This window comes from Pseudomonas sp. IT-93MI4 (assembly GCF_949767635.1).
In the GTDB taxonomy this organism is placed as follows: domain Bacteria; phylum Pseudomonadota; class Gammaproteobacteria; order Pseudomonadales; family Pseudomonadaceae; genus Aquipseudomonas; species Aquipseudomonas putida_A.
The window spans coordinates 60,350-84,782 of record NZ_CATKPP010000006.1 but is presented as its reverse complement, the minus strand read 5'-3'; the positions used below and the strand labels follow the sequence as shown (position 1 = coordinate 84,782).

At 61.0% G+C, this 24,433-nt stretch carries 18 protein-coding genes; 5 read left to right on the top strand and 13 right to left on the bottom strand.

Features of this window, described 5'->3' with window-relative positions; genetic code table 11:
• The first annotated feature begins 27 nt into the window (after positions 1-27).
• Positions 28-519, top strand: coding sequence for a M48 family metallopeptidase (locus ACM6I7_RS05205; protein ID WP_027610629.1), 492 nt, complete (start codon positions 28-30; stop codon positions 517-519).
• Between the two features lie 20 nt (positions 520-539).
• Entirely contained in the window at positions 540-836 is a 297-nt protein-coding gene (locus ACM6I7_RS05200) for a winged helix-turn-helix domain-containing protein (protein WP_096795726.1), read from the top strand.
• A 115-nt stretch (positions 837-951) separates the two neighbouring features.
• Here the strand turns inward: ACM6I7_RS05200 and ACM6I7_RS05195 are convergent, their stop codons facing one another.
• On the bottom strand, positions 952-1,404 hold the full coding sequence (locus ACM6I7_RS05195) for a GNAT family N-acetyltransferase (RefSeq protein WP_097089030.1): 453 nt from the start codon (positions 1,402-1,404) through the stop codon (positions 952-954).
• Between the two features lie 256 nt (positions 1,405-1,660).
• Here ACM6I7_RS05195 and ACM6I7_RS05190 point away from each other — a divergent pair, with 256 nt between their 5' ends.
• Positions 1,661-2,398, top strand: coding sequence for a substrate-binding periplasmic protein (locus ACM6I7_RS05190; RefSeq protein ID WP_027610632.1), 738 nt, complete (start codon positions 1,661-1,663; stop codon positions 2,396-2,398).
• A gap of 127 nt (positions 2,399-2,525) precedes the next feature.
• Here the strand turns inward: ACM6I7_RS05190 and yccS are convergent, their stop codons facing one another.
• The 9 genes from yccS to betI form a co-directional block, all read right to left on the bottom strand.
• Positions 2,526-4,709, bottom strand: coding sequence for a YccS family putative transporter (gene yccS, locus ACM6I7_RS05185; RefSeq protein ID WP_097089032.1), 2,184 nt, complete (start codon positions 4,707-4,709; stop codon positions 2,526-2,528).
• 229 nt (positions 4,710-4,938) lie between these two features.
• Positions 4,939-6,117 carry an NAD(P)/FAD-dependent oxidoreductase gene (locus tag ACM6I7_RS05180; RefSeq protein ID WP_027610634.1) on the bottom strand — a complete coding sequence of 393 codons (1,179 nt, stop codon included), beginning with the start codon at positions 6,115-6,117 and terminating at the stop codon, positions 4,939-4,941.
• A gap of 153 nt (positions 6,118-6,270) precedes the next feature.
• Positions 6,271-7,656, bottom strand: coding sequence for an ATP-dependent RNA helicase DbpA (gene dbpA, locus ACM6I7_RS05175; RefSeq protein WP_007962660.1), 1,386 nt, complete (start codon positions 7,654-7,656; stop codon positions 6,271-6,273).
• A 281-nt stretch (positions 7,657-7,937) separates the two neighbouring features.
• Positions 7,938-9,440 carry a multidrug transporter subunit MdtD gene (gene mdtD / locus ACM6I7_RS05170; protein ID WP_414888099.1) on the bottom strand — a complete coding sequence of 501 codons (1,503 nt, stop codon included), beginning with the start codon at positions 9,438-9,440 and terminating at the stop codon, positions 7,938-7,940.
• Between the two features lie 96 nt (positions 9,441-9,536).
• Positions 9,537-10,874, bottom strand: coding sequence for a TldD/PmbA family protein (locus tag ACM6I7_RS05165; protein WP_414888093.1), 1,338 nt, complete (start codon positions 10,872-10,874; stop codon positions 9,537-9,539).
• Positions 10,874-12,316: a TldD/PmbA family protein gene (locus ACM6I7_RS05160; protein ID WP_027610637.1), complete on the bottom strand. Its 1,443-nt coding sequence runs from the start codon at positions 12,314-12,316 to the stop codon at positions 10,874-10,876. Before ACM6I7_RS05160 ends, ACM6I7_RS05165 begins: the two co-directional genes overlap by 1 nt.
• A gap of 286 nt (positions 12,317-12,602) precedes the next feature.
• Complete coding sequence (betA, locus tag ACM6I7_RS05155; protein WP_027610638.1) at positions 12,603-14,306, bottom strand: choline dehydrogenase; 1,704 nt, start codon at positions 14,304-14,306, stop codon at positions 12,603-12,605.
• Positions 14,307-14,458: 152 nt separating this feature from the next.
• Positions 14,459-15,931, bottom strand: coding sequence for a betaine-aldehyde dehydrogenase (gene betB, locus ACM6I7_RS05150; RefSeq protein WP_027610639.1), 1,473 nt, complete (start codon positions 15,929-15,931; stop codon positions 14,459-14,461).
• A gap of 62 nt (positions 15,932-15,993) precedes the next feature.
• Positions 15,994-16,614, bottom strand: a complete 621-nt coding sequence (betI, locus tag ACM6I7_RS05145) for a transcriptional regulator BetI (RefSeq protein ID WP_041063389.1) — start codon at positions 16,612-16,614, stop codon at positions 15,994-15,996.
• A 428-nt stretch (positions 16,615-17,042) separates the two neighbouring features.
• On the opposite strand from betI, the gene betT reads away from it, so the two are divergent.
• Positions 17,043-19,040 carry a choline BCCT transporter BetT gene (gene betT, locus ACM6I7_RS05140; protein WP_414888092.1) on the top strand — a complete coding sequence of 666 codons (1,998 nt, stop codon included), beginning with the start codon at positions 17,043-17,045 and terminating at the stop codon, positions 19,038-19,040.
• A 200-nt stretch (positions 19,041-19,240) separates the two neighbouring features.
• Here betT and choV read toward each other — a convergent pair whose 3' ends face one another.
• From choV to ACM6I7_RS05125, 3 genes are all read right to left on the bottom strand, one after another.
• Positions 19,241-20,419, bottom strand: coding sequence for a choline ABC transporter ATP-binding protein (gene choV / locus ACM6I7_RS05135; RefSeq protein WP_007962646.1), 1,179 nt, complete (start codon positions 20,417-20,419; stop codon positions 19,241-19,243).
• Positions 20,416-21,261, bottom strand: a complete 846-nt coding sequence (choW, locus tag ACM6I7_RS05130) for a choline ABC transporter permease subunit (RefSeq protein ID WP_007962645.1) — start codon at positions 21,259-21,261, stop codon at positions 20,416-20,418. Before choW ends, choV begins: the two co-directional genes overlap by 4 nt.
• A 66-nt stretch (positions 21,262-21,327) precedes the next feature.
• Positions 21,328-22,275 carry a choline ABC transporter substrate-binding protein gene (locus ACM6I7_RS05125; protein WP_027610641.1) on the bottom strand — a complete coding sequence of 316 codons (948 nt, stop codon included), beginning with the start codon at positions 22,273-22,275 and terminating at the stop codon, positions 21,328-21,330.
• Positions 22,276-22,711: 436 nt separating this feature from the next.
• On the opposite strand from ACM6I7_RS05125, the gene ACM6I7_RS05120 reads away from it, so the two are divergent.
• Positions 22,712-24,088 carry an L-serine ammonia-lyase gene (locus ACM6I7_RS05120; RefSeq protein ID WP_007962642.1) on the top strand — a complete coding sequence of 459 codons (1,377 nt, stop codon included), beginning with the start codon at positions 22,712-22,714 and terminating at the stop codon, positions 24,086-24,088.
• The last annotated feature ends 345 nt before the right edge of the window (positions 24,089-24,433 follow it).

Here is a 24,433-nt window from a genome sequence, read left to right as displayed (position 1 = left end):
CTCTTTTCGAACCGTATTGCCGTGCCCATGACTGCGTTGAAATACCTCCAGGCCTATCCCGCGCAATTGCAGGATCAGGTGCGCCAACTGATCGCCGAACAGCGTCTGGGTGAGTACCTGAGTCAACGCTATCCGGGGCGTCACGATGTGCAGAGCGACAAGGCGCTGTACAGCTACGCGCTGGACCTGAAGCAGGAATACCTGCGCAACGCACCGGCCATCGACAAGGTGCTGTTCGACAACCGCCTCGACCTGACGCACCGTGCGCTGGGCCTGCACACCACGGTCTCAAGGGTGCAGGGCGGCAAGCTCAAGGCCAAGAAAGAGATTCGCATCGCCTCGTTGTTCAAGGAGGCGGCCCCCGAGTTCCTGAAGATGATCGTCGTGCACGAACTGGCGCACTTCAAGGAATCGGACCACAACAAGGCCTTCTATAAATTGTGCGAACACATGCTGCCGGGGTATCACCAGATCGAGTTCGATCTGCGGGTATACCTGACGTGGCGGGACCTGCAATAGCCGCAACAAGGAGCGGGTAGATGGACGTCAGCAAGACCAAAAGCAGTTTTTACCGGCGCCTGTACGTGGCCTACCTGATCGACAGCGGCCTGGCCCCAAGCGTCCCGGCGCTGACCGAAGTGACCGGCATGCCCCGGCGCACGGCGCAGGACACGATCGCCGCGCTGGCGGATCTGGACATCGTCTGTGAATTCGAGCAGGAAGAGGGCGCGCGCAACCATGCCGGGCGCTATCGGATTCGCGAGTGGGGAGCGATTGATCGCGGGTGGATCGAGCGTAATCTGCGGCAGATCAAGACTGTGCTGGAGTATCCCTGAGTTTTGCAGTGCCTGAGCTGACGCCTTCGCGAGCAAGCCCGCTCCCACAGTCGATCGAGTTCCTTCAGATGGAATGCAATCAAATGTGGGAGCGGGCTTGCTCGCGAAGGGGCTCTTATGGGCGACGCATGCCTATGTGCGGAATGTCATCCTCCAGATACTCCTCACCCGCCACCACAAACCCGTACCTGCCGTAATACCCCTGCAAATGCGCCTGCGCCGACAGATAGATCGGCACCTGCGGCCAATGCTTCCCGGCCTGTTTCAGCGCGTGTTCCATCATCACATGCCCCAGCCCTTTGCCGCGGCCCTGCGGCGCGATGATCACGCGGCCAATCACCACGTCACCGCTCTGGGACTCGGGATCAAGCAGGCGCAGATAGGCCATCAACTGATCGTCTTCCCAGCCCATCAAATGGTGGGTATCGCCGTCCAGATCCTGGCCGTCGAGGTCCGGGTAGGCGCATTTCTGTTCGACCACGAACACTTCCGAGCGTAGCTTCAGCAGTGCGTACAACTCTTCTTTGCCCAGATCACTGTGATGCTTGCAGACCCACTCGATTGTCATCTTCCGACTCCTTGAACTCCGTCGCCCGATACTAAGCGCACAGGCCCTGGATGTCTGTATGGCGGAACAGTCTGTGACAAAGGTCAAAATGCCATCATTCCTTTCTCGCGATAGCGGCTGCTTTGTGTAATCTGCTGGAAAGCGCTGTGCACTGGCTTCAATGAGCTACTGTTAGGGCCTGGGTTTCGCCGGTAAGGGGCCTTGGGGTTTTGACTGAAAACACGCTGGGCAGCCCGCCCGCTAAGGATTTTCAAGCATGCCGCGACTGCATCGAGCCTTTGCTTTGATCGGATTGCTCTTGCTGGCCCAAACCGCCTCAGCGGAGAAGTTGCGACTGGTGTTTGATATCTGGCCGCCCTTTACCGATGACACGCTGGTCAACGGTGGCCTGGCCACCGACATCGTCAGCACCGCGCTGGCGCGGGCCGGTTATGCCAGCGACTATGAACAGGTACCTTGGGCGCGGGCACTGCTGGGGGTGGGCGAAGGACGATACGACGTGCTGGTCAACGCCTGGTACAACGACGAACGGACCAAAATCGGCCAGTTCTCTGGCGAATACCTGCTCAACCGCATCCGCTTTCTCAAGCGCAAGGACACGCCGCTGGAGTACGGCAGCCTGGAACAACTGCACACCTACCCGGTGGCGGTGGTGCGCGGTTATGCCTACTCGCAGGCCTTCGATGCCGATACCGCACTGGAGAAAGTCCCTGTGCATAACTTCGCCATGGCCGTGCGCATGCTGGCGGCGGACCGGGTCAAGCTGACCCTGGAAGATGAATACGTCGCGCGCTATTACCTGGCCCGCGAATCAGCCAAAGTGCGCAACGCCGTGGAGTTTCTGCCCAAGCCGTTGAGCGAGAACAGCCTGCATATTCTGGTAAGCCTGAAGAATCCGCAGCATGAGCAGATTGTGGCCGGGTTTGATAAGGCGATTGCGGCGATGAAGGCGGATGGGAGTTATGACAAGTTGCTGCGCCAGCATGGGATGTGAGCATCTGATACCAGAGTTGCGTTGTTGCTGATGCCCTCATCGCTGGCAAGCCAGCTCCCACAGGTATTGCGGTGTACACAAACCATGTGGGAGCTGGCTTGCCAGCGATGGGGCCAGTCCGGTCACCTTAAGCCTCGCGGGTGTCCTTGATCAGGTGCGCTGCCAACGTCCGCAGCGGCCCCAATTGCCGGCAGATCAGCGCCAGTTGCGTCTGCACCAGTCGCTGTCCTTCATCGATCTCGTCGGGCATCTGCTCCAGCTCGTTGGCCAGTGCTTCCTCTTCGTCACTCTGAATCGCCACCGGCTGTTTGTTTGCCAGGCCCTGGGCGATTTCGTCAATGCTCGTCGCCAGTTTCACCCCGGCGCCTTCAATCAACTGCTCACGCACATCGGCTGGCAATTGGGTTTCCCTGTGTGCGCCAAGCCCTGACAGGTAACTCAATAAGGTGTGCGACAGCACCAGAAAACGGAAACCGACATCCGCTTCCTTCCGGAAATGCCCCGGCTCCATGAGCATGTTCGCCAGCGTTGTCGACAGCGCCGCATCAGCGTTGTGCGCGTTGCGGCGGGCCAGGCGATAGGCGAGGTCGTCGCTCTTGCCGGCGGCGTATTGCTGCATGATCTGGCGCAGGTAGATGCTGTTGCAGGTCAGGGTGTTGGCCAGCACCTTGTTCAGGCGTCGGCCCTGCCAGTCCGGCAGGAACAGGAACACCGTCAGGCCGGCGATCAGACTGCCGAGCAGGGTATCGAACAGGCGCGGCAGGAACAGCCCGTAGCCATCACCGATCTGGTTGAAGCAGAACAGCACCATGATGGTGATGGCGGCGGTCGCCAGGGTGTAGCGCGTGGTGCGGTTGGTAAAGAACACCACCCCGGCGGCGATCGCGAAGCACGACTGCACCAGCGGGCTGGGGAACAGATCGAACAGCGCCCACGCCACGGTCAGGCCGATGGCGGTGCCGAGAATCCGCTGACCGAGCTTGCGCCGGGTCGCGCCGTAGTTCGGCTGGCAGACGAACAGGGTGGTGAGGATGATCCAGTAACCCTGCGACGGGTGAATCAGGTGCACCATGCCATAGCCGATACTCAGCGCCAGCGGCAGACGCAGGGCATGACGGAACAGCAAGGACGTCGGTGTCAGTTGCGTACGCAGGCGAACCCACACGTCCTTGAGGTTGCGCGGCGAGCGGTCGAGCAGGCTGCTGTCGGTGGCGTCCGCCAGTGCGTCGGGGTTGCTCGCATCGCTGAGCAAACGGTCGAGGGTGCCGAGGTTGGCTGCCAGGGCACGCAGCGAGCGCAGGAGACCGCGCCACGCCGGATTGCTCTGGATGCGCAGGTGTTCAAGGGAGGCATCGAGGTCTGTCAGCGCTTCGGCAAAACTGGCGTCGTAGACGAACGGCTGGCGCATCTGGATCGATTCGGCCAGCGCGCGGCAGGCCTTGCCCTGCTGGCGCAACAAACGCTGGCAGCGGAACAGCACGTCGCTGTGGAAGAACGCATCGGCCAGCGCGTTATACGGATAGTGCGAAGAGCTGGCGCGTTCGTGGATGTCCTGAGCGAGGAAATACAGCTTCAGATAGCGACTGACTTTCGACCCCGGGCGACCGTTGCCGACCCGGTGCAGAATGATTTCCTTGGCGCTGTTCAGCGCCGCTACCACTCGACCGTTCTGCTGCGCCAGTTCCAGCCGTCGCCCCTCGACGTCCAGTTGGCGGATCGGCTCGAACAGCGAGGCTTTCAGCTTCAGGTAGAAACCCAGTTCACGGAACAGCCGCGCCAGACTCTGCTGCACCGGCTGGTTGGAAAACATCGCTTGCCACAGCACCGAGAGCAGGCCGTACCACGCGGCACCCGCCACCAGCAGCATCGGTTCGTGCCAGAAATCGGTGACCGCGCCGCCGCGCTGATCCACGCCGATCATGGTGTAGACCGACAGAATCAAGGTCGCCGAGGCAATCGCGCCATAACGCTCGCCGAGTGCGCCGAGCATGGTCAGGCCGAAGCTGGCCAAGGCCAGGGCGATGGCGAACACGATGGGGTAGGGGAAGAGCAGTTCCACCGACAGCGCGGCGATACTGAAACATACCAGCGTCACGGCGAGGGCGTTGAGGCGCCCCTGCCAACTGTCGTCGGTCTCGGCCAGGGCGCTGGCGATAATCCCGAGGAACAACGGGATCAGCAGGCCCATTTCATCCTGATACCAACACAGCGCCATGCTGCCGGTCAGGGCGATGAACACCCGCACGCTGTAGCTGAATTTATCCAGCGCCCACAGGCGCCGCAAAGACTGACGAAACGAGGTCGAGGACATGAAGTGCGAAGGCCTTCCGAGGCGATGCCGCTAAATTGAGCCAGTAATGACGCCGACGCAATGGCGCCGATCACATCTGACAGCAAAAAGTGTTCCTTTTACTTACACCACAAACCACTGTGGGAGCGAGCCTGCTCGCGAAAGCGGAGCGTCATTCAACATTGATGTCGACTGATACACCGCATTCGCGAGCAGGCTCGCTCCCACAGGTCTTGCGTTTGATTTTGGATCAGACGTACTGCGCAGCAGCGTACCCCGAGGCCCAGGCCCACTGGAAGTTGAACCCCCCCAGATGCCCGGTGACGTCGAGCACTTCGCCGACAAAATACAGCCCCGGGCTTTTCAGCGACTCCATGGTCTTGGACGACACTTCGCGGGTATCGACGCCACCCAGCGTGACCTCGGCGGTGCGATAGCCTTCGGTGCCGGCCGGGACGACTTTCCAGCTGCCGAGCTTGTCGGCGATCTGCGCCAGTTCGGCGTGGGTGTACTGCTTCATCGGTTTGGACACGAACCAGTTGTCCGCCAGCAGATTGGCCATCTTCTTGGTGAAGATCTCACCAAGCAAAGTTTTCAGCTCGCTGTTCGGGCGTTCGGCTACTTGCTGCTGCAGCCATGCCGCGGTGTCGTGATCCGGCAACAGGTTGATCTCCACGGTGTCGCCCGGCTCCCAGAACGACGAGATCTGCAGAATCGCCGGGCCACTGAGACCACGGTGAGTGAACAGAATGTTCTCGCGAAAGCTCTGGTCGTTGCAGCTGACCAGGCAATCCACCGAAGTACCGGACAGCTCGGTGCAGAGTTCCTTGAGCTGATCAGTGATGGTGAACGGCACCAGTCCGGCGCGGGTCGGCAGCAGTTCATGGCCAAACTGCTTGGCGACCTGATAACCGAAACCGGTAGCGCCCAGCGTCGGGATCGACAGCCCGCCGGTGGCGATCACCAGCGATTGGCACTGAACCTGGCCGAGGGTGGTGTCGAGCAGGTAACCGCTTTCGACCTTCTCGATGGTCTGGATCGAGGTGTCCAGGTGCAGCTCGACGCCGACCTGATCGCACTCGTCGAGCAGCATGCCGAGGATGTCGCTGGATTTGTTATCGCAGAACAGCTGACCGAGTTTCTTCTCGTGGTACGGCACGCCGTGCTTGGCGACCATGCCGATGAAATCCCACTGGGTGTAGCGCGCCAGTGCCGATTTGCAGAAATGCGGATTGTGCGAGAGGAAATTGCTCGGCTCGGTGTACATGTTGGTGAAATTGCAGCGGCCACCACCGGACATCAGGATTTTCTTGCCGGCCTTGTTCGCGTGGTCGAGCAGCAGCACCTGACGCCCACGCCCGGCGGCGGTCAGTGCACACATCAACCCTGCGGCGCCAGCGCCAATGATCACGACTTCGGTAGAGCGCAAAACGGTGTCCTCTTGGTAGGTCGCTACAAAACAAACTGTGGGAGCGGGCTTGCTCGCGAAAGCGGTGTGTCAGTTGACACATAAGTCGCCTGATACACCGCATTCGCGAGCAAGCCCGCTCCCACAGGGGATCTTCTTTGCTTGGAAGATCGCTTACAAAACCCGCACGCGCAGCGAACGGCCCTTGATCTTGCCGTTGTTCAAGCGCTGCAGCGCCTGCATGACCACGGTGCGCTCAACGGCCACATACGACTGGAAGTCGAAGATCGCGATCTTGCCGACCTGCGCGCCGGGGATGCCGGCATCGCCAGTCAGTGCGCCGAGGATGTCGCCCGGACGCACTTTGTCTTTACGCCCGCCGGCGATGCACAGGGTGCTCATCGGTGGCTGCAGCGGGGCGCCGCCCTGGGACTTGAGGTTATCGACCTGATCCCAGTTCAGCGGAGCTTTCTGCAGCTGTTCGATGGCTTGCGCGCGATGCGCTTCGGACGGCGCAACGAGGCTGACCGCAATGCCTTTCTCGCCGGCACGACCGGTACGGCCAACGCGGTGAATGTGGATTTCCGAGTCGCGGGCCAGTTCGACGTTGATCACCATGTCCAACGCGTCGATGTCCAGACCACGGGCGGCGACGTCGGTGGCGACCAGGACCGACGTACTGCGGTTGGCGAACATCGCCAGCACCTGATCGCGATCACGCTGTTCCAGATCGCCGTGCAGGCCGACGGCGGAAATGCCCTTGGAGGTCAGGTGGTCAACGGTTTCCTGCACTTGCTGCTTGGTGAAGCAGAACGCCACGCAGGAAGCCGGGCGGAAGTGGTGCAGGACTTTGGTCACTGCGCTCATGCGCTCTTCCGGAGAAATTTCGTAAAAGCGCTGCTCGATCTGCGTGTCGTCATGGAACGCTTCGGCTTTCACCGTTTGCGGATCGCGCATGAATTTCGACGCCAGTTGCTTGATGCCCACCGGGTACGTGGCGGAGAACAGCAGGGTCTGGCGGCGTGCCGGAGTCTTTTCGATGATGTCTTCGATGGCGTCGTAGAAGCCCATGTCGAGCATGCGGTCGGCTTCGTCGAGGATCAGCGTGTTCAGGCCGTCGAGCACCAGCGAACCCTTGCGCAGGTGTTGCTGGATACGCCCCGGGGTGCCGACGATGATGTGCGCGCCGTGCTCCAGCGAAGCGATCTGCGGGCCGAACGACACGCCGCCGCACAGGGTCAGGACCTTGATGTTGTCTTCGGCACGGGCCAGACGCCGGACTTCCTTGGCGACCTGGTCGGCCAGCTCACGGGTCGGGCAGATCACCAGCGCCTGGCAACCGAAGTAACGCGGGTTGATCGGGTTGAGCAGGCCGATGCCGAACGCGGCGGTCTTGCCGCTGCCGGTCTTGGCCTGGGCGATCAGGTCCATCCCCTTGAGGATCACCGGCAAGCTCTGCGCCTGGATCGGCGTCATCTGGGCATAACCGAGGGATTCGAGGTTAGCCAGCATGGCGGCGGACAGCGGCAGAGTATTAAAAGCGGTGGCGATGGTGGTCACGGGACTGGCCTGCAAAACAAAATGTCGCGCAGTGTAGCAGCCCCGTGCCACTTTCCTCGAAAGTTCTGGACGAACAGTGCCTGAATTCATTCGCCCAAGCTTTTCTTGAATGAAGATAAACCTGTGGCGAGGGGATTTATCCCCGATGGGGTGCGCAGCACCCCCTGAAAAGGTTGAATGCGATCAGCCTGATGTACTGAGGTGGCAGATTCTGGGGCTGCTGCGCAGCCATCGGGGATAAATCCCCTCACTACAAAAGCCTCCACCAGACATGACACTGCCTAGTGTTCGATGTGCTCATCCGGATGTTCATCCGGGCGTTTGACCCGGCGACCGTCCTCTTTCGACAGTTGCGAGAAGATCGTCGCTGCCAGCATCGCCATGATTCCGACCGTGACAAACGTCAGCTGGAACGCGCCCAGCACGGTCTCGACGCCATCGTTGCCGATCTCCGCCGTAAACCCGCCGAGCAATGCACCGGCGCAGGCTACGCCCAGACTCAGCGACAATTGCGCCACCACCGACAGCAAGCTGTTGCCGCTGCTGGCGCTGGCGTCGTCGAGGTCGATCAGGGTTACGGTGTTCATCGCGGTGAATTGCAGCGAGTTGATCGCGCCGAGAACCGCCAGCAGGCACAACAGCAGCCAGTACGGCGTCTGCTCGCTGACCAGGCCCATGCTCGCCAGCATGATCCCCAGCGCCAGAGTGTTGCCGGTGAGCACAATGCGATAGCCGAGGCGTTCGATCAGCGGCCGCGCCATCCACTTGGCAAACATCGCCGCAGCCGCTAGCGGCAGCATGCTCATCCCGGCTTGCGATGGCGAATAACCCAGCGCCACCTGCAGCAGCAACGGCACCAGAAACGGCAGGGCGCCGCTGCCCAGGCGGGCGAACAGGTTGCCGATGATTCCGACCGCGAAGGTTCGCGTCTTGAACAACGACGGGGCGAACAGCGGATTCTCGATACGCCCGGCGCGCAGCCAGTACGCCGCCAGACAGGCCAGACCGCCGAACAGCAGCAACATCACCCGCAGATGCGGCAAGTGCAATTCGCCCAGACCTTCCATGGCGATGGTGATCAGGATCATCGCCGCGCCAAACAGCAGGAAACCGAGGCTATCGAAGCGCGTGCGTTCAGTACCGCGCAGGTCGGGGATGAATTTCCACACCGCGTAGCAGCCGAGAACACCGACCGGCAGGTTGATCAAAAAGATCCAGTGCCACGTCAGGTACTGCACCATCCATCCGCCCATGGTTGGGCCGATCAGCGGGCCGAGCAGGCCGGGAATGGTGATGAAGCCCATGATCCGCACCAGTTCCGAACGCGGGTAGGCGCGCAGCACCACCAGCCGTCCGACCGGCAGCATCAATGCGCCGCCCAGACCCTGGATCACCCGCGCGCCGACCAGCATGCTCAGGCTGCTGGATAACGCGCAGAGCAGCGAGCCGAAACTGAACAGCAGGATCGCGCCGAAGAAAATCTTCTTGGTGCCGAAGCGGTCGGCGATCCAGCCCGAGGCCGGAATCAGCAAGGCCACGGTGAGCATGTAGGCGATGACCACACCTTGCATGCGCAACGGGTCTTCGGCCAGATCCCGGGCCATGGCCGGCAGGGCGGTGTTGAGAATGGTCCCGTCGAGGGACTGCATGAAGAATGCAATGGCGACGACCCACGGCAACCAGCGGGCGGTGATGGCGTCGAGAGGCGGGCGAGTGGGCATGGAACCTCTTGTGGTTGGGCGTTGATGCGCAGGCTTTTGGTGGGAGCGGGCTTGCTCGCGAATGCGGTGAATCAGTCGATGTTGTTAGTGACTGACACGACGCTTTCGCGAGCAAGCCCGCTCCCACAGTAGATCTCCAGTGTTTTGGAGATCCTGGTATTACAGGGTCAAGGTCAGTCGGCTCACCAGCGCCCCCGGCAGCAGTGCCGACGAGGTATTGCGCTGGCTATACGTGCTCGCCGACAGCAGCAACTCACGCTCGGCGGTCAATGCTTCCAGCTGCGAACCCAGCAGGCTGTAGGCGCTGTCGTCGAAGCGCATGGTGCTGACCGGCGCCTGAATCTCGCCGTTCTCGACCCAGAAAGTTGCGAAGCGAGTCATGCCGGTCAGGCGCGCCGCTGGTTGATCCGAGTAGTTCAGGTACCACAGATTGCTGATGTACAGCCCGGTGCCCAACTGCTTGAGGATCTCTGCCTGTGACAGATCACCGGCGGCCATGTTCAGTGCACTTGGCATTTCACCGCCGCCGGCGCCGTTGGCGGTCAGGCCGTATTCGGCGGCACTGCGCGAACCGACCAGTTGATCACCGGCCTTGCCTTCGACGATCAGCCGCAGATCGCTGCGCGGATAACCCTCGCCGGAAAATGCCGGGCTCAACGAACCGCTGACTTGCTCATCCAGCGAGACCAGCGGACTGAACGCCTGATCGCCGACATACAGCTTCTGCAGCGGGCTGCTCTTGCTGGCAATCGACTGCGCCGAGAAACCGCCCCAGCTGAGCATGCCCATGATTTCTTCCAGCGCGGCCGGCGCCAGGTACGCGCGGTATTGCCCCGGTGCCAGAGTCCGCAACGGTCGACCGAGGAATGCCAGTTGCTCGCGGGCCTGCTGGAAGCGGTGGGCGAAGCCTTCGCTACTCCACTCGTGCCCGGCGTAGCTGGCTTTCACCGCTTCGCCATTGTCGTGGAACAGGCTGAAGTCGAAGTTGAAGCTGTTGGCCTGATGCCAGCCGAACGCCCCGGAGGAGCTGGCAAAACCGCGGCTGATCGGGCCGGCAGCATAGAAGCCGACCAGATCCAGACCTTCAGCAGCGCTGCAGATTTCCTCGACCACCTGCTCGGTGTCCGGTAGCGGATGTTCCTGCACGTTGTTGCTCTGCCAGCCGTTGTGGTTGAGCAGCAGGTAGGGATCCTGTGGCAGCAGCGGCAGGGTTTCGCGCAGTTGTTGCAGGCCTTCGGAGAGGCGTTGCAGATCGGCTTCCTGATCACCGGACAGGGTGATGTGCAGGTCGGCATGGCGGCCGTCATTGATCAGCTTCAGCCCGACGTCGGCTTGCTGCACCTGGCCGGCCTGACGCACCTTGGCGTGATTGAACCGTACGAACGCCGAGGATTCGGCGGCGTAACTGAGGGTGAATTGTTCCGGCTCGCGCACGCTGTCGCGCAGCCAATTGACCATGACCTTGAAGGCGTCGGACTGACTCTTCGAAATGCTCATCAGGCGTCTCCCCCAAATACATCAACGTTGCTGAATACGCAGGCCGGTGAAGCGTGGCCGACGCGGATCACCTGGTTCGGCTCGCCCTTGCCGCAGTTTGGCGTGCCCAGCACCATTCGGGTGCCGGCATTGCCGACCGCGCGCAGACTCTTCCAGAAGTGCGCGGAAATGCCCCGGTAGTTCGGATTTTTCACCACACCCTTGAGTTCACCGTTCTCGATCAACTGACCCCACTCGCAACCAAACTGGAATTTGTTGCGCGCATCGTCAATCGACCACGAACGGTTGGTGCTCATCAGAATGCCGTGCTCGATGCCGCTGATCAGTTGCGTCAGCGACTGATCGCCCGGCTCGATGTTGAGGTTGGCCATGCGGTCGATCGGCGGCCGGTTCCAGCCGCAGGCGCGGCTGTTGGCAACCCCGTCGAGACCAGCGCGGAACTGCGACAGCGCGCCGCCCAATGGCCGCAACAGCAAGCCTTCGCGAATCAGGAATTGCTTGCTGGCCTTGCTGCCATCGTCGTCGTGGCCGTAACTGGCCAGCTCTTCGGGAATGTCCGGATCGAAGGTCACGTTGAGCAGCTTCGAGCCGTATTGCAGGCTGCCGAAGTCGCTGGTTTTGACGAAGCTGGTGCCGGCGTAATTGCGCTCGTCACCGAGGATGCGGTCGAGCTCCAGCGGGTGACCGATCGACTCGTGAATCTGCAGCATCATCTGGTCCGGCATCAGCAATAGATCGCGCGGGCCTTGCGGGGTGTTCGGCGCGAGCAGCAGTTGCAGGGCCTGATCGGCCACCTTCGGGCCGGCGCCGACCAGGCCGCAACGGCTGATCACGTCCGCGCCACCCTGCTGGCCGAAGTTCTCGCGGCCGAGGGAACGGGTCTGGCTGTCGTGGCCGTCGTAGGCGGTGACGTCGAGGCCTGGATAGACGAAGCGCTGGGCCTGGCGCAATTCGGCGCCGGCGCTGCTCAGGTAGATCTGCTCGACGTGGGTGATGCCGATGCTCGCTTCCCAATTCACCAGGCGCTCATCCTTTGGCACCGAGGCGGATTCCGCGCCGAGCAGCTCGAAGCATTCGCTCAGGGACGGGAAGGGTTGCTCAAGATTGGGCGAAAAGTAGTCGGCGCGATCGCTCGACACCGGCTGGTTGCGCAGGTCGAGCAAGGCGTGCGGCTTCAGTCGCCGGGCCTGCTGTTCGGCGCGCTCAAGGGCGGCTTGCAGGCCTTGCTGCGACAGGTCGTTGGTCGCCGCGTAAGCCTCGACGCCGTTGACGCGCACAGTGAGCATCGCGCCTTCGTCGCGGCTCAGGCTTGGCGGCTCGGCGACGTTCTTGCGCACCGACAGGTACTGGCCGGACTCGCGTACATACCGCAGGGAAAAAAACTCGGCGCCCGTGCGCAAGGCAGCGAAGCGCTGCTTGAGCTGGGGGTGGAAATCGAACATTCGGGAACCTCCTTGTTATGGAGTTGCGGGGTGAAGCGATTCGGCGGGGGAGGGGTGAAACGATTGCGCGAGGTCTAGAGTAGGCCTGCGTGGGGGTAGGATCAAGTGAAGAGGGGGTGTAGGAGGATTTACTGTGCAGCAGGGGGGAGGGGTATTGAATTGCAGGGCCTCATCGCGAGCAGGCTCACTCCTACAGTTAATCTCCAGTGTCCACATAATGTGTGGTCGCTGGAGATCCTTGTAGGAGTGAGCCTGCTCGCGATTAGCCGTGACGCGGTATTACGTCTTACTGAGCAACAGGCGTGATATCACGCATCGGCTTGCCCTTCACTGGCGCACCGCCAGCCACGTAGTAGGCAGCATTGCTACGCGGCAGTGGCTTGCGGCCACGGATCTTGTCGGCGATTTTCTCGGCGATCATGATCGTCGGCGCGTTCAGGTTACCGGTGGTGATGATCGGCATGATCGAGGCATCGACCACACGCAGGCTCTGCATGCCGTGCACGCGACCTTCGCCATCCACAACCGCCATCTCGTCGGTGCCCATCTTGCACGAGCAGGACGGGTGGAACGCGGTTTCGGCGTGCTCGCGGATGAACTTGTCCAGCTGCTCATCGGTTTGCACGTCGATGCCCGGGCTGATTTCGCGGCCACGGAAAGCGTCCAGCGCAGGCTGTTGCATGATTTCGCGGGTCAGGCGGATGCCGTCACGGAATTCCTGCCAGTCCTGCTCGGTGGCCATGTAGTTGAACAGGATGCTCGGGTGCTGACGCGGATCCTTGGACTTCAACTGGATGCGACCACGGCTCGGCGAACGCATGGAACCCATGTGTGCCTGGAAGCCGTGCTCTTTCACACCGTTGCTGCCGTTGTAGTTAATCGCTACCGGCAGGAAGTGGTACTGGATGTTCGGCCACTCGAATTCCGGACGCGAACGGATGAAACCGCCGGCTTCGAACTGGTTGCTGGCGCCGATGCCGGTGCCGTTGAACAGCCACTCGGCACCGATGGCCGGCTGGTTGTACCAGAGCAGCGACGGGTACAGCGAGACCGGTTGGGTGCAGGCGTATTGCAGGTACAGCTCAAGGTGATCCTGTAGGTTTTCACCGACACCCGGCAGGTCATGCACCACCGGGATGTCGAGGCTTTCCAGCAGTTTTGCCGGACCGACACCGGAGCGCTGCAGAATCTGCGGCGAAGCGATGGCGCCGGAGCACAGCAGGACTTCTTTGCGCGCTTTGGCTTCAACGCGCTCTTCCGCCGAACCGACCAGGTAACGCACGCCGACCGCACGTTTGCCTTCGAACAGAATCTTGTCGGTCAGGGCGTGGGTGACGATGGTCAGGGTCGAGCGCTTTTTCGCGACGTCGAGGTAGCCACGGGCGGTGGAAGCACGACGGCCGTTCGGCGTCACGGTGCGATCCATCGGGCCGAAGCCTTCCTGCTGGTAGCCGTTCAAGTCTTCGGTGCGCGGGTAACCGGCCTGCACGCCGGCTTCAACCATGGCGTGGAACAGCGGGTTGTTGCCCGCCTTCGGCGTGGTCACGCTGACCGGGCCGTCGCCACCGTGGTAGTCGTTCGGGCCGATGTCGCGGGTTTCCGCTTTACGGAAGTACGGCAGGCAGTCGAGGTAGGTCCAGTCTTCCAGGCCTGGCAGCTTCGCCCAGCCGTCGTAGTCCATCGCGTTGCCACGGATGTAGCACATGCCGTTGATCAGCGAGGAGCCGCCGAGGCCTTTGCCGCGACCGCACTCCATCCGACGACCGTCCATGTGTGGCTCCGGATCGGTTTCGTACGCCCAGTTGTAGCGACGACCTTGCAGCGGGAATGCCAGTGCAGCCGGCATTTGCGTGCGGAAGTCGAAACGATAGTCCGGGCCGCCTGCTTCGAGCAGCAGCACGGTGACGCCTTCGTCTTCAGTCAGACGGGTCGCCAGGGTGTTACCGGCCGAGCCGGCACCGATGATGATGTAATCGAATTCTTGGGACATTGAATGCACCCTCTTTAGATGTGGTCAGGTCGGGCCTCGGCGAGTGCTGCGCACTCGATTCGCGAGCAGGCTCGCTCCCACAGGAGACATATTTCAATGTGGGAGCGAGCCTGCTCGCGAAGACGGCCTCACGAGCAATACAAGACTCGGGCTTAGAACACCGAGACGTAATCGCCCAGCTCGACCTGTACCGATTTGATGCGTGTGTAGTTGGTCAGCGAGCTGATGCCGTTTTCACGGCCCACGCCCGACTGCTTGTAACCGCCAACCGGCATCTTCGCGTCGGACTCGCCCCAGGCGTTGATCCAGCAGATACCGGCTTCCAGTTGATGAATCACGCGGTGCGCGCGGTTCAGGTCTTTGGTGACGATACCGGCGGCCAGGCCGAAGTCGGTGTCGTTGGCGCGGCGGATCACTTCTTCTTCGGTCTCGTAGGAGAGGATCGCCATCACCGGGCCAAAGATTTCTTCACGGACGATGGTCATCTCGTCGGTGCAATCGGTGAACACGGTCGGAGCGACGAATGCACCTTTGGCGAATTCACCGTCGGTCAGACGCTCGCCGCCACACAGCACACGGGCACCTTCTTCTTTACCCTTGGCGATGTAGCCCAGCACGCTTTCCATGTGGGCGAAGCTGACCAGCGGGCCGAAGTTGGTGTTTTCGTCTTCCGGGTTGCCGATGCGGATGCGCGCGACGCGCTCGACAATCTTGGCTTCGAACGCGGCTTTCAGGTGGCTCGGTACGAATACGCGAGTGCCGTTGGTGCAGACCTGACCGGAGCTGTAGAAGTTGGCCATCATCGCGGTGTCGGCGGCACGATCGAGGTCGGCGTCGTCGCAGATGATCAGCGGCGACTTGCCGCCCAGCTCCATGGTCACGTCTTTCAGCGACGAAGCCGAAGCGCTGGCCATGACTTTCTTGCCGGTGTCGGTGCCGCCGGTGAAGGAGACTTTCTCGATGCGCGGGTGCTCGGTCAGCCAGGTGCCGACTTCACGGCCGCTGCCGGTCAGCACGTTGAACACGCCGTTTGGCAGGCCGGCTTCGGTGTAGATTTCGGCCAGTTTCAGGGTGGTCAGCGAGGTGACTTCGCTTGGCTTGAAGATCATTGCGTTACCGGCGGCCAGGGCCGGTGCGGATTTCCACAAAGCGATCTGGATCGGGTAGTTCCACGCGCCGATACCGGCGACCACGCCCAGCGGCTCGCGACGGGTGTAGACGAAGGAAGTGTCGCGCAGCGGAATCTGCTCGCCTTCGATCGCCGGCACCAGGCCTGCGTAGTATTCCAGCACGTCGGCGCCGGTGACGATGTCGACGTATTTGGTTTCGGAGAAGGCTTTACCGGTGTCCAGGGTTTCCAGAGCAGCCAGCTCATCGTTGCGCTCGCGCAGGATGTCGACGGCGCGACGCAAGATGCGCGAACGCTCCATGGCGGTCATCGCGGCCCAGATTTTCTGGCCCTTTTCAGCGCTGACCACAGCACGCTCGACGTCTTCCTTGGTCGCACGTTGCACTTGGGCGAGGACTTCACCGTTCGCCGGGTTGATGGCTTCGAAAGTGGCATCGCTGCCAGCGTCGGAGTACGCGCCATCGATGTAGAGTTTTTGCAGTTCGAAACGGGCCATAGTGTCCTCGCAAGTGCATTAGTGGTTGGCGTCGACCACCGCGCTGAAACTGCGGTGGCGGTTCAGGTACCGAGCGTTTTCTGTGTGCTCTGGCTCACCTGCTTGGCCAATTGGAAATCCATGTATTCGTACGCGATCTGTTGCGCCTGCGCCGTGTCGAAAGCGTCTCCCGACAGCGCGCCGCGCAACCACAAGCCGTCGATCAACGCTGCCAGTCCACGCGCGGCGCTGCGCGCATCTTCGAGCGGCAACACACGGCGGAACTCGCAGCACAGGTTGGAATACAGACGGTGATCGTTGATCCGCTGCAACCTGTGCAAAGACGGCTGGTGCATGCTGGTGGCCCAGAAGGCCAGCCAGGTTTTCATTGCCGGGCCATTGACCTGGCTGGCGTCGAAGTTGCCTTCGATGATCACCTGCAGATGCGCCCGTGGGCTGCTGTCTGCCAGCGCCTGCCGGCGCGCGGTGACGTTCTCGCTGAGGACATTCATCAGATACCGCATCGTGGCGGCAATCAGGCCGTTCTTGTCCTGAAAATAGTGACTGATGATGCCATTCGAGACACCGGCCAAACGGGCGATCAGCGCAATGCTGGCGTCCCCCATACCGACCTGATCGACCGCCTGCAACGTGGCTTCGATCAGTTGTTGGCGGCGGATGGGTTGCATACCGACCTTGGGCATCTTGCACATCTCCTTAGGCCTTCCGACGGGCGATAAACGCCTATCGGATTGAGGGCCAGTCTATTTTGTTTTGATTGAACGTTCAATCAACAAAGAATAAGATCTGCGACAAATCGTCGCTGCCTACAGATTTTTTCTGCTTGTAAATGGCGATAAAACGACATCCGAAAATGCTTGAAACCTGCGTGGGGCATGGCGCGGTTCGCTGTTCGATGGACGTGTTGAATGGGCAAGACGCTCGGGGCCAGGTTTCGGATGAACGTCCGCACAGCTTTGGCCACGAAAGCGATTCGCAACGCCATTTCGGCAGGTTCGGGCTTTTTTCGGGGTGTCTTTATATCACCCGCCGGTCGGCTGCCAACCAACCGATTGGTCGGGTTCCGTGTTGCCTTGTGTTCTTCTCTCGCACTGCCTGGAGCATTTGTGCCATGAGTTCTGCCTCTCTTATAAAGACCCCGCCCGAGAAGGTGACGGTCAACGGTTGGGTGTTTTACACCTCTACCGCGTTGATTCTGTTGTTGACCGCCATTCTGATCATCGCCCCGCAAGAGGCCGGCAGATTGTTGGGTATCGCTCAGGCCTGGTTGTCGCGCAGCTTCGGCTGGTACTACATGGTGGTGATCGCCGCGTACCTGGTGTTTGTGGTGGGCCTGGCGTTTTCCTCCTACGGCAAACTCAAACTGGGCAGCAAGGACGACACCCCGGATTTCAGTTACGGCGCCTGGGCGGGGATGCTGTTCTCGTCGGGTATCGGTATTTCGCTGCTGTACTTCGGCGCGTCCGAGCCGCTGGACCATTACTTCAATCCGCCGGAAGGCGTAGCGGCCACCAACCTGGCCGCGCGTCAGGCGGTGCAACTGACCTTCCTGCACTGGGGCCTGCACGGCTGGGCGATCTATGCGCTGGTCGGTCTGGCTGTGGCGTACTTCGCTTACCGTCATAACCAGCCGCTGGCCCTGCGTTCGGCGCTGTATCCGCTGGTCGGCGAGCGTTGGGTCAAAGGCGCCGCCGGTCACGCGGTGGACGGCTTCGGCATGTTCGTGACCCTGCTGGGGCTGGTGACCAACCTGGGGATCGGTTCGCTGCAAGTGTCCTCGGGTCTGGAAAACCTGTTCGGCATGGAGCACAGCAACACCAACCTGCTGATCGTGATCATCGTGATGAGCACCGTGGCGACCATCGCTGCCGTGTCCGGTGTGGAAAACGGCATCCGTCGTCTGTCCAACCTGAACATCGTGCTGTTCAGCGGTCTGCTGATTTTCGTCCTGTTGTTCGGCCCGACGCTGCACCTGCTCAACGGCTTCGTGCAGAACATCGGCGATTACCTCAACGGCGTGGTGCTGAAGACTTTCGACCTGTACGTCTATGAAGGCGACAGCGCCAAGTCCGACCGCTGGCTGGGCCTGTGGACCCTGTTCTACTGGGCCTGGTGGATTTCCTGGGCACCATTCGTAGGCATGTTCATCGCGCGTATTTCCCGTGGTCGTACCGTGCGTGAGCTGGTCGCTGGCGTACTGCTGATCCCGTTGGGTTTCACCCTGGCGTGGCTGTCGATCTTCGGTAACTCGGCACTGGATCTGGTGATGAACCAGGGGGCGGTCGAACTCGGCAAGACGGCGCTGGAACAACCGTCGATGGCGATCTACCAGTTGCTGGAACACTACCCGGCGTCGAAAGTCGTCATCGGCGTGTCGATCTTCGTCGGTTTCGTGCTGTTCCTGACCCCCGCCGACTCCGGCGCGGTAATGATGGCGAATCTGTCCTGCAAGGGCGGCAACGTTGATGAAGATGCGCCGCACTGGCTGCGGATCTTCTGGTCGGTGGTGATCACGCTGGTGACCATCGGTCTGCTGTTCGCCGGTAACTTCGAAGCCATGCAAACCATGGTGGTGCTGGCCGGTCTGCCGTTCTCGGTGGTGCTGGTGTTCTTCATGTTCGGGCTGCACAAGGCCATGCGCCAGGACGTGCAGATCGAACAGGAGCAGGCGCAACTGGCTGAGCGCGGTCGTCGTGGTTTCAGCGAGCGTCTGACGCAGCTGGATCTGCAACCGAGCCAATCGGTCGTGCAGCGCTTCATGGACAAACATGTGACGCCGGCACTGGACGACGCTGCTGCACAACTGCGTGCACAGGGTCTGGAAGTGCAGACGCTGCTGGGCAAATCCAAGCGTTGCATGGGCGTGCGCGTCGAGATGGAAGAGGGCAACCCTTTCGTCTATGAAGTGAGCCTGGACGGCTACCTGGCGACCCCGACCGAATCGGCCCAGTCCGATGAAGCGCGCCAGCGTTACTACCGCGCCGAGGTGTATTTGCACAACGGCAGCCAGGACTACGACCTGATGGGCTTCACGCAGGATCAGATCACACGCGATGTGCTCGATCAGTTTGAAAGCCATCGGCAGCTCCTTGGCCGGGTGTATAGCTAAGTTGTAGGTGGTGCGGTGTTTCTGTCTGATGCACCGCGCCGCATTCTTCGCGAGCAAGCCCGCTCCCACATTGGAATGCATTTTAACTGTGGGAGCGGGCTTGCTCGCGAAAGGGCCATCAGCCACAACACGGTTTGACCTGATTCCCTGACAAACAAAAACGCCGCGATCCTCTCGCGGCGTTTTTGTGTCTGCGGTTCTTACCCCAGGTTCTTGCCCAGCAACGCGTGATACAGCTCGCTGTCGCCCAGAATCCCCACCACATGGTTGTTGTCGTGCAGCACCAGTTTGTTGCCGGTCTGGTAGCGAATCTGCAGCGCGTCGCGCATGCCGATGTTCGAGTCCACCAGTGTCGGCTTGCGCTCAAGGGCTTCCACTGCTTGCCCCGGTGCCCAGTTCTGCAGGTTCAGCACCGAACCGTTCTGCCGCGCACCCTTGATCGTGTTGCCTTCGGCCAGGTCCAGCCACGAATCGCCACCCGGGTCGAGGCACACCGAACCATTGATGCGTTTGCAGTTGTCCAGCGTGCGCATCAGGCTGCGGCCACACAGGACGTTGAGCGGGTTGGTATGGGCCACGAAGGTGCGCACATAGTCGTCCGCCGGGTTCAGTACGATCTCTTCCGGCACGCTGTACTGGATGATCCGGCCGTCCTTCATGATCGCAATGCGGCTACCCAGTTTGAGTGCCTCATCGAGGTCGTGACTCACAAAAACGATGGTCTTGCTCAGCTTGCGTTGCAGTTCCAGCAGTTCATCCTGCAGACCCTGACGGATCAGCGGGTCGAGTGCCGAGAACGGTTCGTCCATCAGCAGAATGTCGGCGTCCATCGCCAGCGCCCGGGCCAGTCCGACACGCTGCTGCATGCCGCCGGAGAGTTCATCGGGCTTCTTGTTGCGCCATTGGGTCAGGCCGACCAGTTCGAGCTTGTCGTCGACCAGCTTGCGCCGTTCCTTTTCCGGTCGGCCCTGCATTTCCAGACCGAAGCTGATGTTCTCGCGCACCGTCAGCCACGGCATCAGGGCGAACTTCTGGAACACCATGGCGATGCGTTTGGTGCGCATCATTTTCAGTTCGGCCGGGGTGCAGGAGGCGATGTCGATCTGCTTGCCTTCGTGCTCGACGAACAGCTTGCCGCGACTCACGGTGTTGAGGCCGTTGATGCAGCGCAGCAGGCTCGACTTGCCGGAGCCGGACAGGCCCATCAGTACGCAGATCTCGCCCTTGTTGATGTCCAGACTGGCCTTTTCCACGCCGACGATCTGCCCGGTCTTTTTCAGGATCTCGCTGCGGGTCAAGCCTTGATCGAGAAGTTTCAGTGCTTCGCGCGGATCCTTGGTGAAGATCACGTCAACGTTATCGAAGCGAATTATGCTCATGCGTCACCCCCTACTTTGGCGTCGGGTTGTTTGCAGATACGGTCGAGCATGATCGCCAGCAGTACGATCGCCAGGCCCGCTTCGAAGCCCAGGGCGATATCAGCAGTGTTCAGTGCGTTGACCACCGGTTTGCCGAGTCCGTCGGCGCCCACCAGTGCCGCGATCACCACCATCGACAGCGACAGCATGATGCACTGGGTGATGCCGGCAGCGATGCTCGGCATGGCGTGAGGCAGTTCGATCCGTGAGAGCAATTGGCGACGCGAGCAGCCGAAGGCCTTGCCGGCGTCCATCAGTTCTTGCGGGACATCGCGGATGCCCAGGTAGGTCAGGCGGATCGGCGCAGCGATGGCGAACACCACCGTGGAGATCAGGCCCGGCACCACACCCAGCCCGAAGAGGGTCAGGGTAGGAATGAGGTAAACGAAGGTCGGTACGGTCTGCATCAGATCGAGTACCGGACGCATTAAAGTGTAGAACATCGGCTTGTGGGCGGCGACGATGCCCAACGGCACGCCAATGACCACGCAGACCAGGGTCGCGAACATGACCTGGGCGAGGGTTTCCATGGTTTCCTGCCAGTACCCCAGGTTGAGGATCAGCAGGAACGAGGCAATCACAAAAACAGTCAGCCCCCATTTGCGCTGGATGAAATGCGCGAGCAGGGCGATGAGGCCGATCAAGACGAAGGGATTGAACCAGGTCAGCGCAAACGTCACGCCGTGGATCATCGTTTCCAGTGTCACGGCGATTGCGTCGAAGGTGCTGGCGCCGTGTTGCGTCAACCATTCGACGAAGCCCGCGATGTACTGGCCTAAAGGGATTTTCTGATCAATCAGCATGGTAGTGAACGTCCGCATGCAAGGAATAAACAGCCCGGGCGAGCGAACTCGCCCGGCGTAAGGCAATTACTGTGCGAGCTTGGCTTTCACGGCCTCCAGGCCTGGTTTACCGTCAATGGTGGTCACGCCAGCGAGCCAGGTATCGAGCACCTGAGGGTTCTTTTTCAGCCAGGCCTTGGCGGCCGCTTCAGGCTTCATCTTGTCGTCGAGGATGTTGCCCATCAGGGTACTTTCCATGTCGACGGTGAACTCCAGGTTCTTCAGCAACTGACCGACGTTGCTGCATTCGGTGGTGTAGCCCTTGCGGGTGTTGGTCGCCACAGTGGCAGCACCGAAATCGGGGCCGAAGAAGTCATCGCCGCCGGTCAGGTATTGAATCTTGAAGCGCTTGTTCATCGGGTGCGGCGCCCAGCCGAGGAAGACCACGGCGGTGTCGCGTTTCTGCGCGCGGTCGACCTGCGAGAGCATGCCCGCTTCGGACGATTCGACGACCTTGAAGCCGGCGGTTTTCAAACCGAAAGCGTCCTTGTCGATCATGCTCTGGATCAGGCGGTTGCCGTCGTTGCCAGGCTCGATGCCGTAAATCTTGCCATCGAGCTCTTTCTTGAATTTGGCGATGTCGGCGAAGTCATGCAGGCCCTTGTCGTACAGGGCTTGCGGTACGGCGAGGGTGTACTTGGCACCTTTGAGGTTGGTGCGCACCACTTCGACGGTGCCGGCATCGCGGTAGGCCTTGATGTCGTTTTCCATGGTCGGCATCCAGTTACCGAGGAACACGTCCATGTTCTTGCCGTCGGCCAGCGACTTGTAGGTCACGGGCACGGAGATCATGGTGGTCTTGGTTTTGTAGCCGAGGGCGTCGAGCACCACCGAGGTGGTGGCGGTGGTGGCGGTGATGTCGGTCCAGCCGACATCGGAGAAGTTAACGGTACTGCACTGCGCCGGTTCTGCAGCTTGCGCCAGTAACGGCAGACTCAGCATGGCGGCCAACAACAACGACGGGGAACCTTTCATGGATGGACTCCTTGGTGTTTTTTTTGGCAGTGTTCCGACTGTGGACCACCGCACTTATAGGTTGCGGTTGGATGGCGTTCTGGAGACAGCTCTACCACGGCGCCTTGCAATCGAGTCATAACGATCATGTACCAGTGAAAATCTGACGCCTACAGGGTGGGTCGTATCCAGTACAGGGATGGTCGCATCCAGTGTCAGTGACGTCGTTTACAGCTTTTTTCCGCCCCGTTTGGCCATCTGAGCCGCATAAAAACGGCGAAAACACGGGAGGAAACCGGCACGGCGTTGGTGGGCATGAGTGCGTCGGTGTCAGACGCCGAGCGACCTGACAAAAGCCTGATGATGCGGGCATTCCGGCGGATCGCAGCTTGAGCGTAGCAGCTCCGCCAGCGGGCGCTTAACGCCCGGGAACGGCATCCTCAGGAGCTCTGCAGCAATGGCTATCAGCGTTTTCGACCTGTTCAAAATCGGCATCGGCCCGTCCAGTTCCCACACCGTCGGCCCGATGCGCGCCGCCGCCTTGTTTGTCGAAGCGCTGCGCGACCGGCACCTGCTGGAGCAGGTACGGCGTATAGAAGTGCAACTGTTCGGCTCACTGTCGGCTACCGGTATCGGCCACGGCAGCGACAACGCAGTAATCATGGGCCTGATGGGCGAATGGCCGGACGCAATCGACCCGTCGCAGATCGGCCCGCGCATTCAGGCGCTGCGTGAAACTCACACGCTGTTATTGGATGGTCGTCTGTCGGTGCCGTTTGTCTGGGCCCGCGACATGCGTCTGATCGATGAAAACCTGCCGTTCCATCCCAACGCCATGACTCTGGTTGCCGAAGGCGATCACGGCGAGATTCATCGCGACACCTACTATTCGGTCGGTGGCGGTTTTGTCGTGGATCAGGCGCAGGCATCCAGCGGTGTGGTCGATCTGGATCGCACCGAATTGCCTTATGACTTTTCCAGCGCGGTGGAACTGCTGCAGCTGTGCCAAAAGAACAACCTGCGCGTCGCCGAACTGATGATGGCCAACGAAAAGGTCTGGCGCAGCGAAGAGGAAATCCGTGCCGGGCTGATGAAGCTGTGGCGGGCGATGCAGGATTGCGTCGAGCAGGGCCTCAAGCACGAAGGCATCCTTCCCGGCGGTCTCAATGTGCGCCGGCGCGCGGCCAAGTTGCATCGCAGCCTGCAGGAGTTGAACAAGCCCAACGTGATCGGCTCGACCCTCAGTGCCATGGAGTGGGTCAACCTGTTTGCCCTCGCGGTCAATGAAGAAAACGCGGCGGGCGGGCGCATGGTCACCGCACCGACCAATGGTGCGGCGGGGATCATTCCGGCGGTGTTGCACTACTTTATGAAGTTCAGCGAAGCGGTCACCGACGCCAATGTGGTCGATTACTTCCTGGGCGCGGCGGCGGTGGGGATTCTGTGCAAGAAGAACGCCTCAATCTCCGGTGCCGAAGTCGGCTGCCAGGGCGAGGTTGGTTCGGCCTGCGCGATGGCGGCGGCGGGGTTGGCGGAGATTCTCGGCGCGACGCCGGAGCAACTGTGCAACGCGGCGGAAATCGGCCTGGAACACAACCTCGGCCTGACCTGTGATCCGGTCGGCGGCCTGGTGCAGGTGCCGTGTATCGAGCGCAACGCAATTGCCGCTGTGAAGGCGATCAACGCAGCGCAGATGGCCCTGCGTGGCGATGGTCAGCACTTCATCTCGCTGGACCGGGTGATCCGCACCATGCGTGATACCGGCGCGGATATGCATGACAAATATAAAGAGACCTCGCGGGGTGGGTTGGCGGTTAGCGCCGTAGAATGCTGAGACCGAGATGTCCTGTGGCGAGGGGATTTATCCCCGATGGGCTGCGAAGCGGCCCCAAATCCTGCAATCGAGTGTTGCCTGACACACCGCGCTGAATGGTTTACGGCTGCTGCGCAGCCGATCGGGGATAAATCCCCTCGCCACAGGATTTATGTTTGATTTGGAAGCGTCAGACCAGTCAAAACTGCTCGCTAACGGAACACACATAACCGCAGGCGCCACCTTTTAGCGCGTCGCAATCAGATAAGAGCTTTTCCCACTCGCAGTGCGCCATTCGCACTCCCTGCCGTCCGTCACCCGTGCTTGCGGTGACACTCTGAAACAACTGCGCGCAAGCCCGTTCCC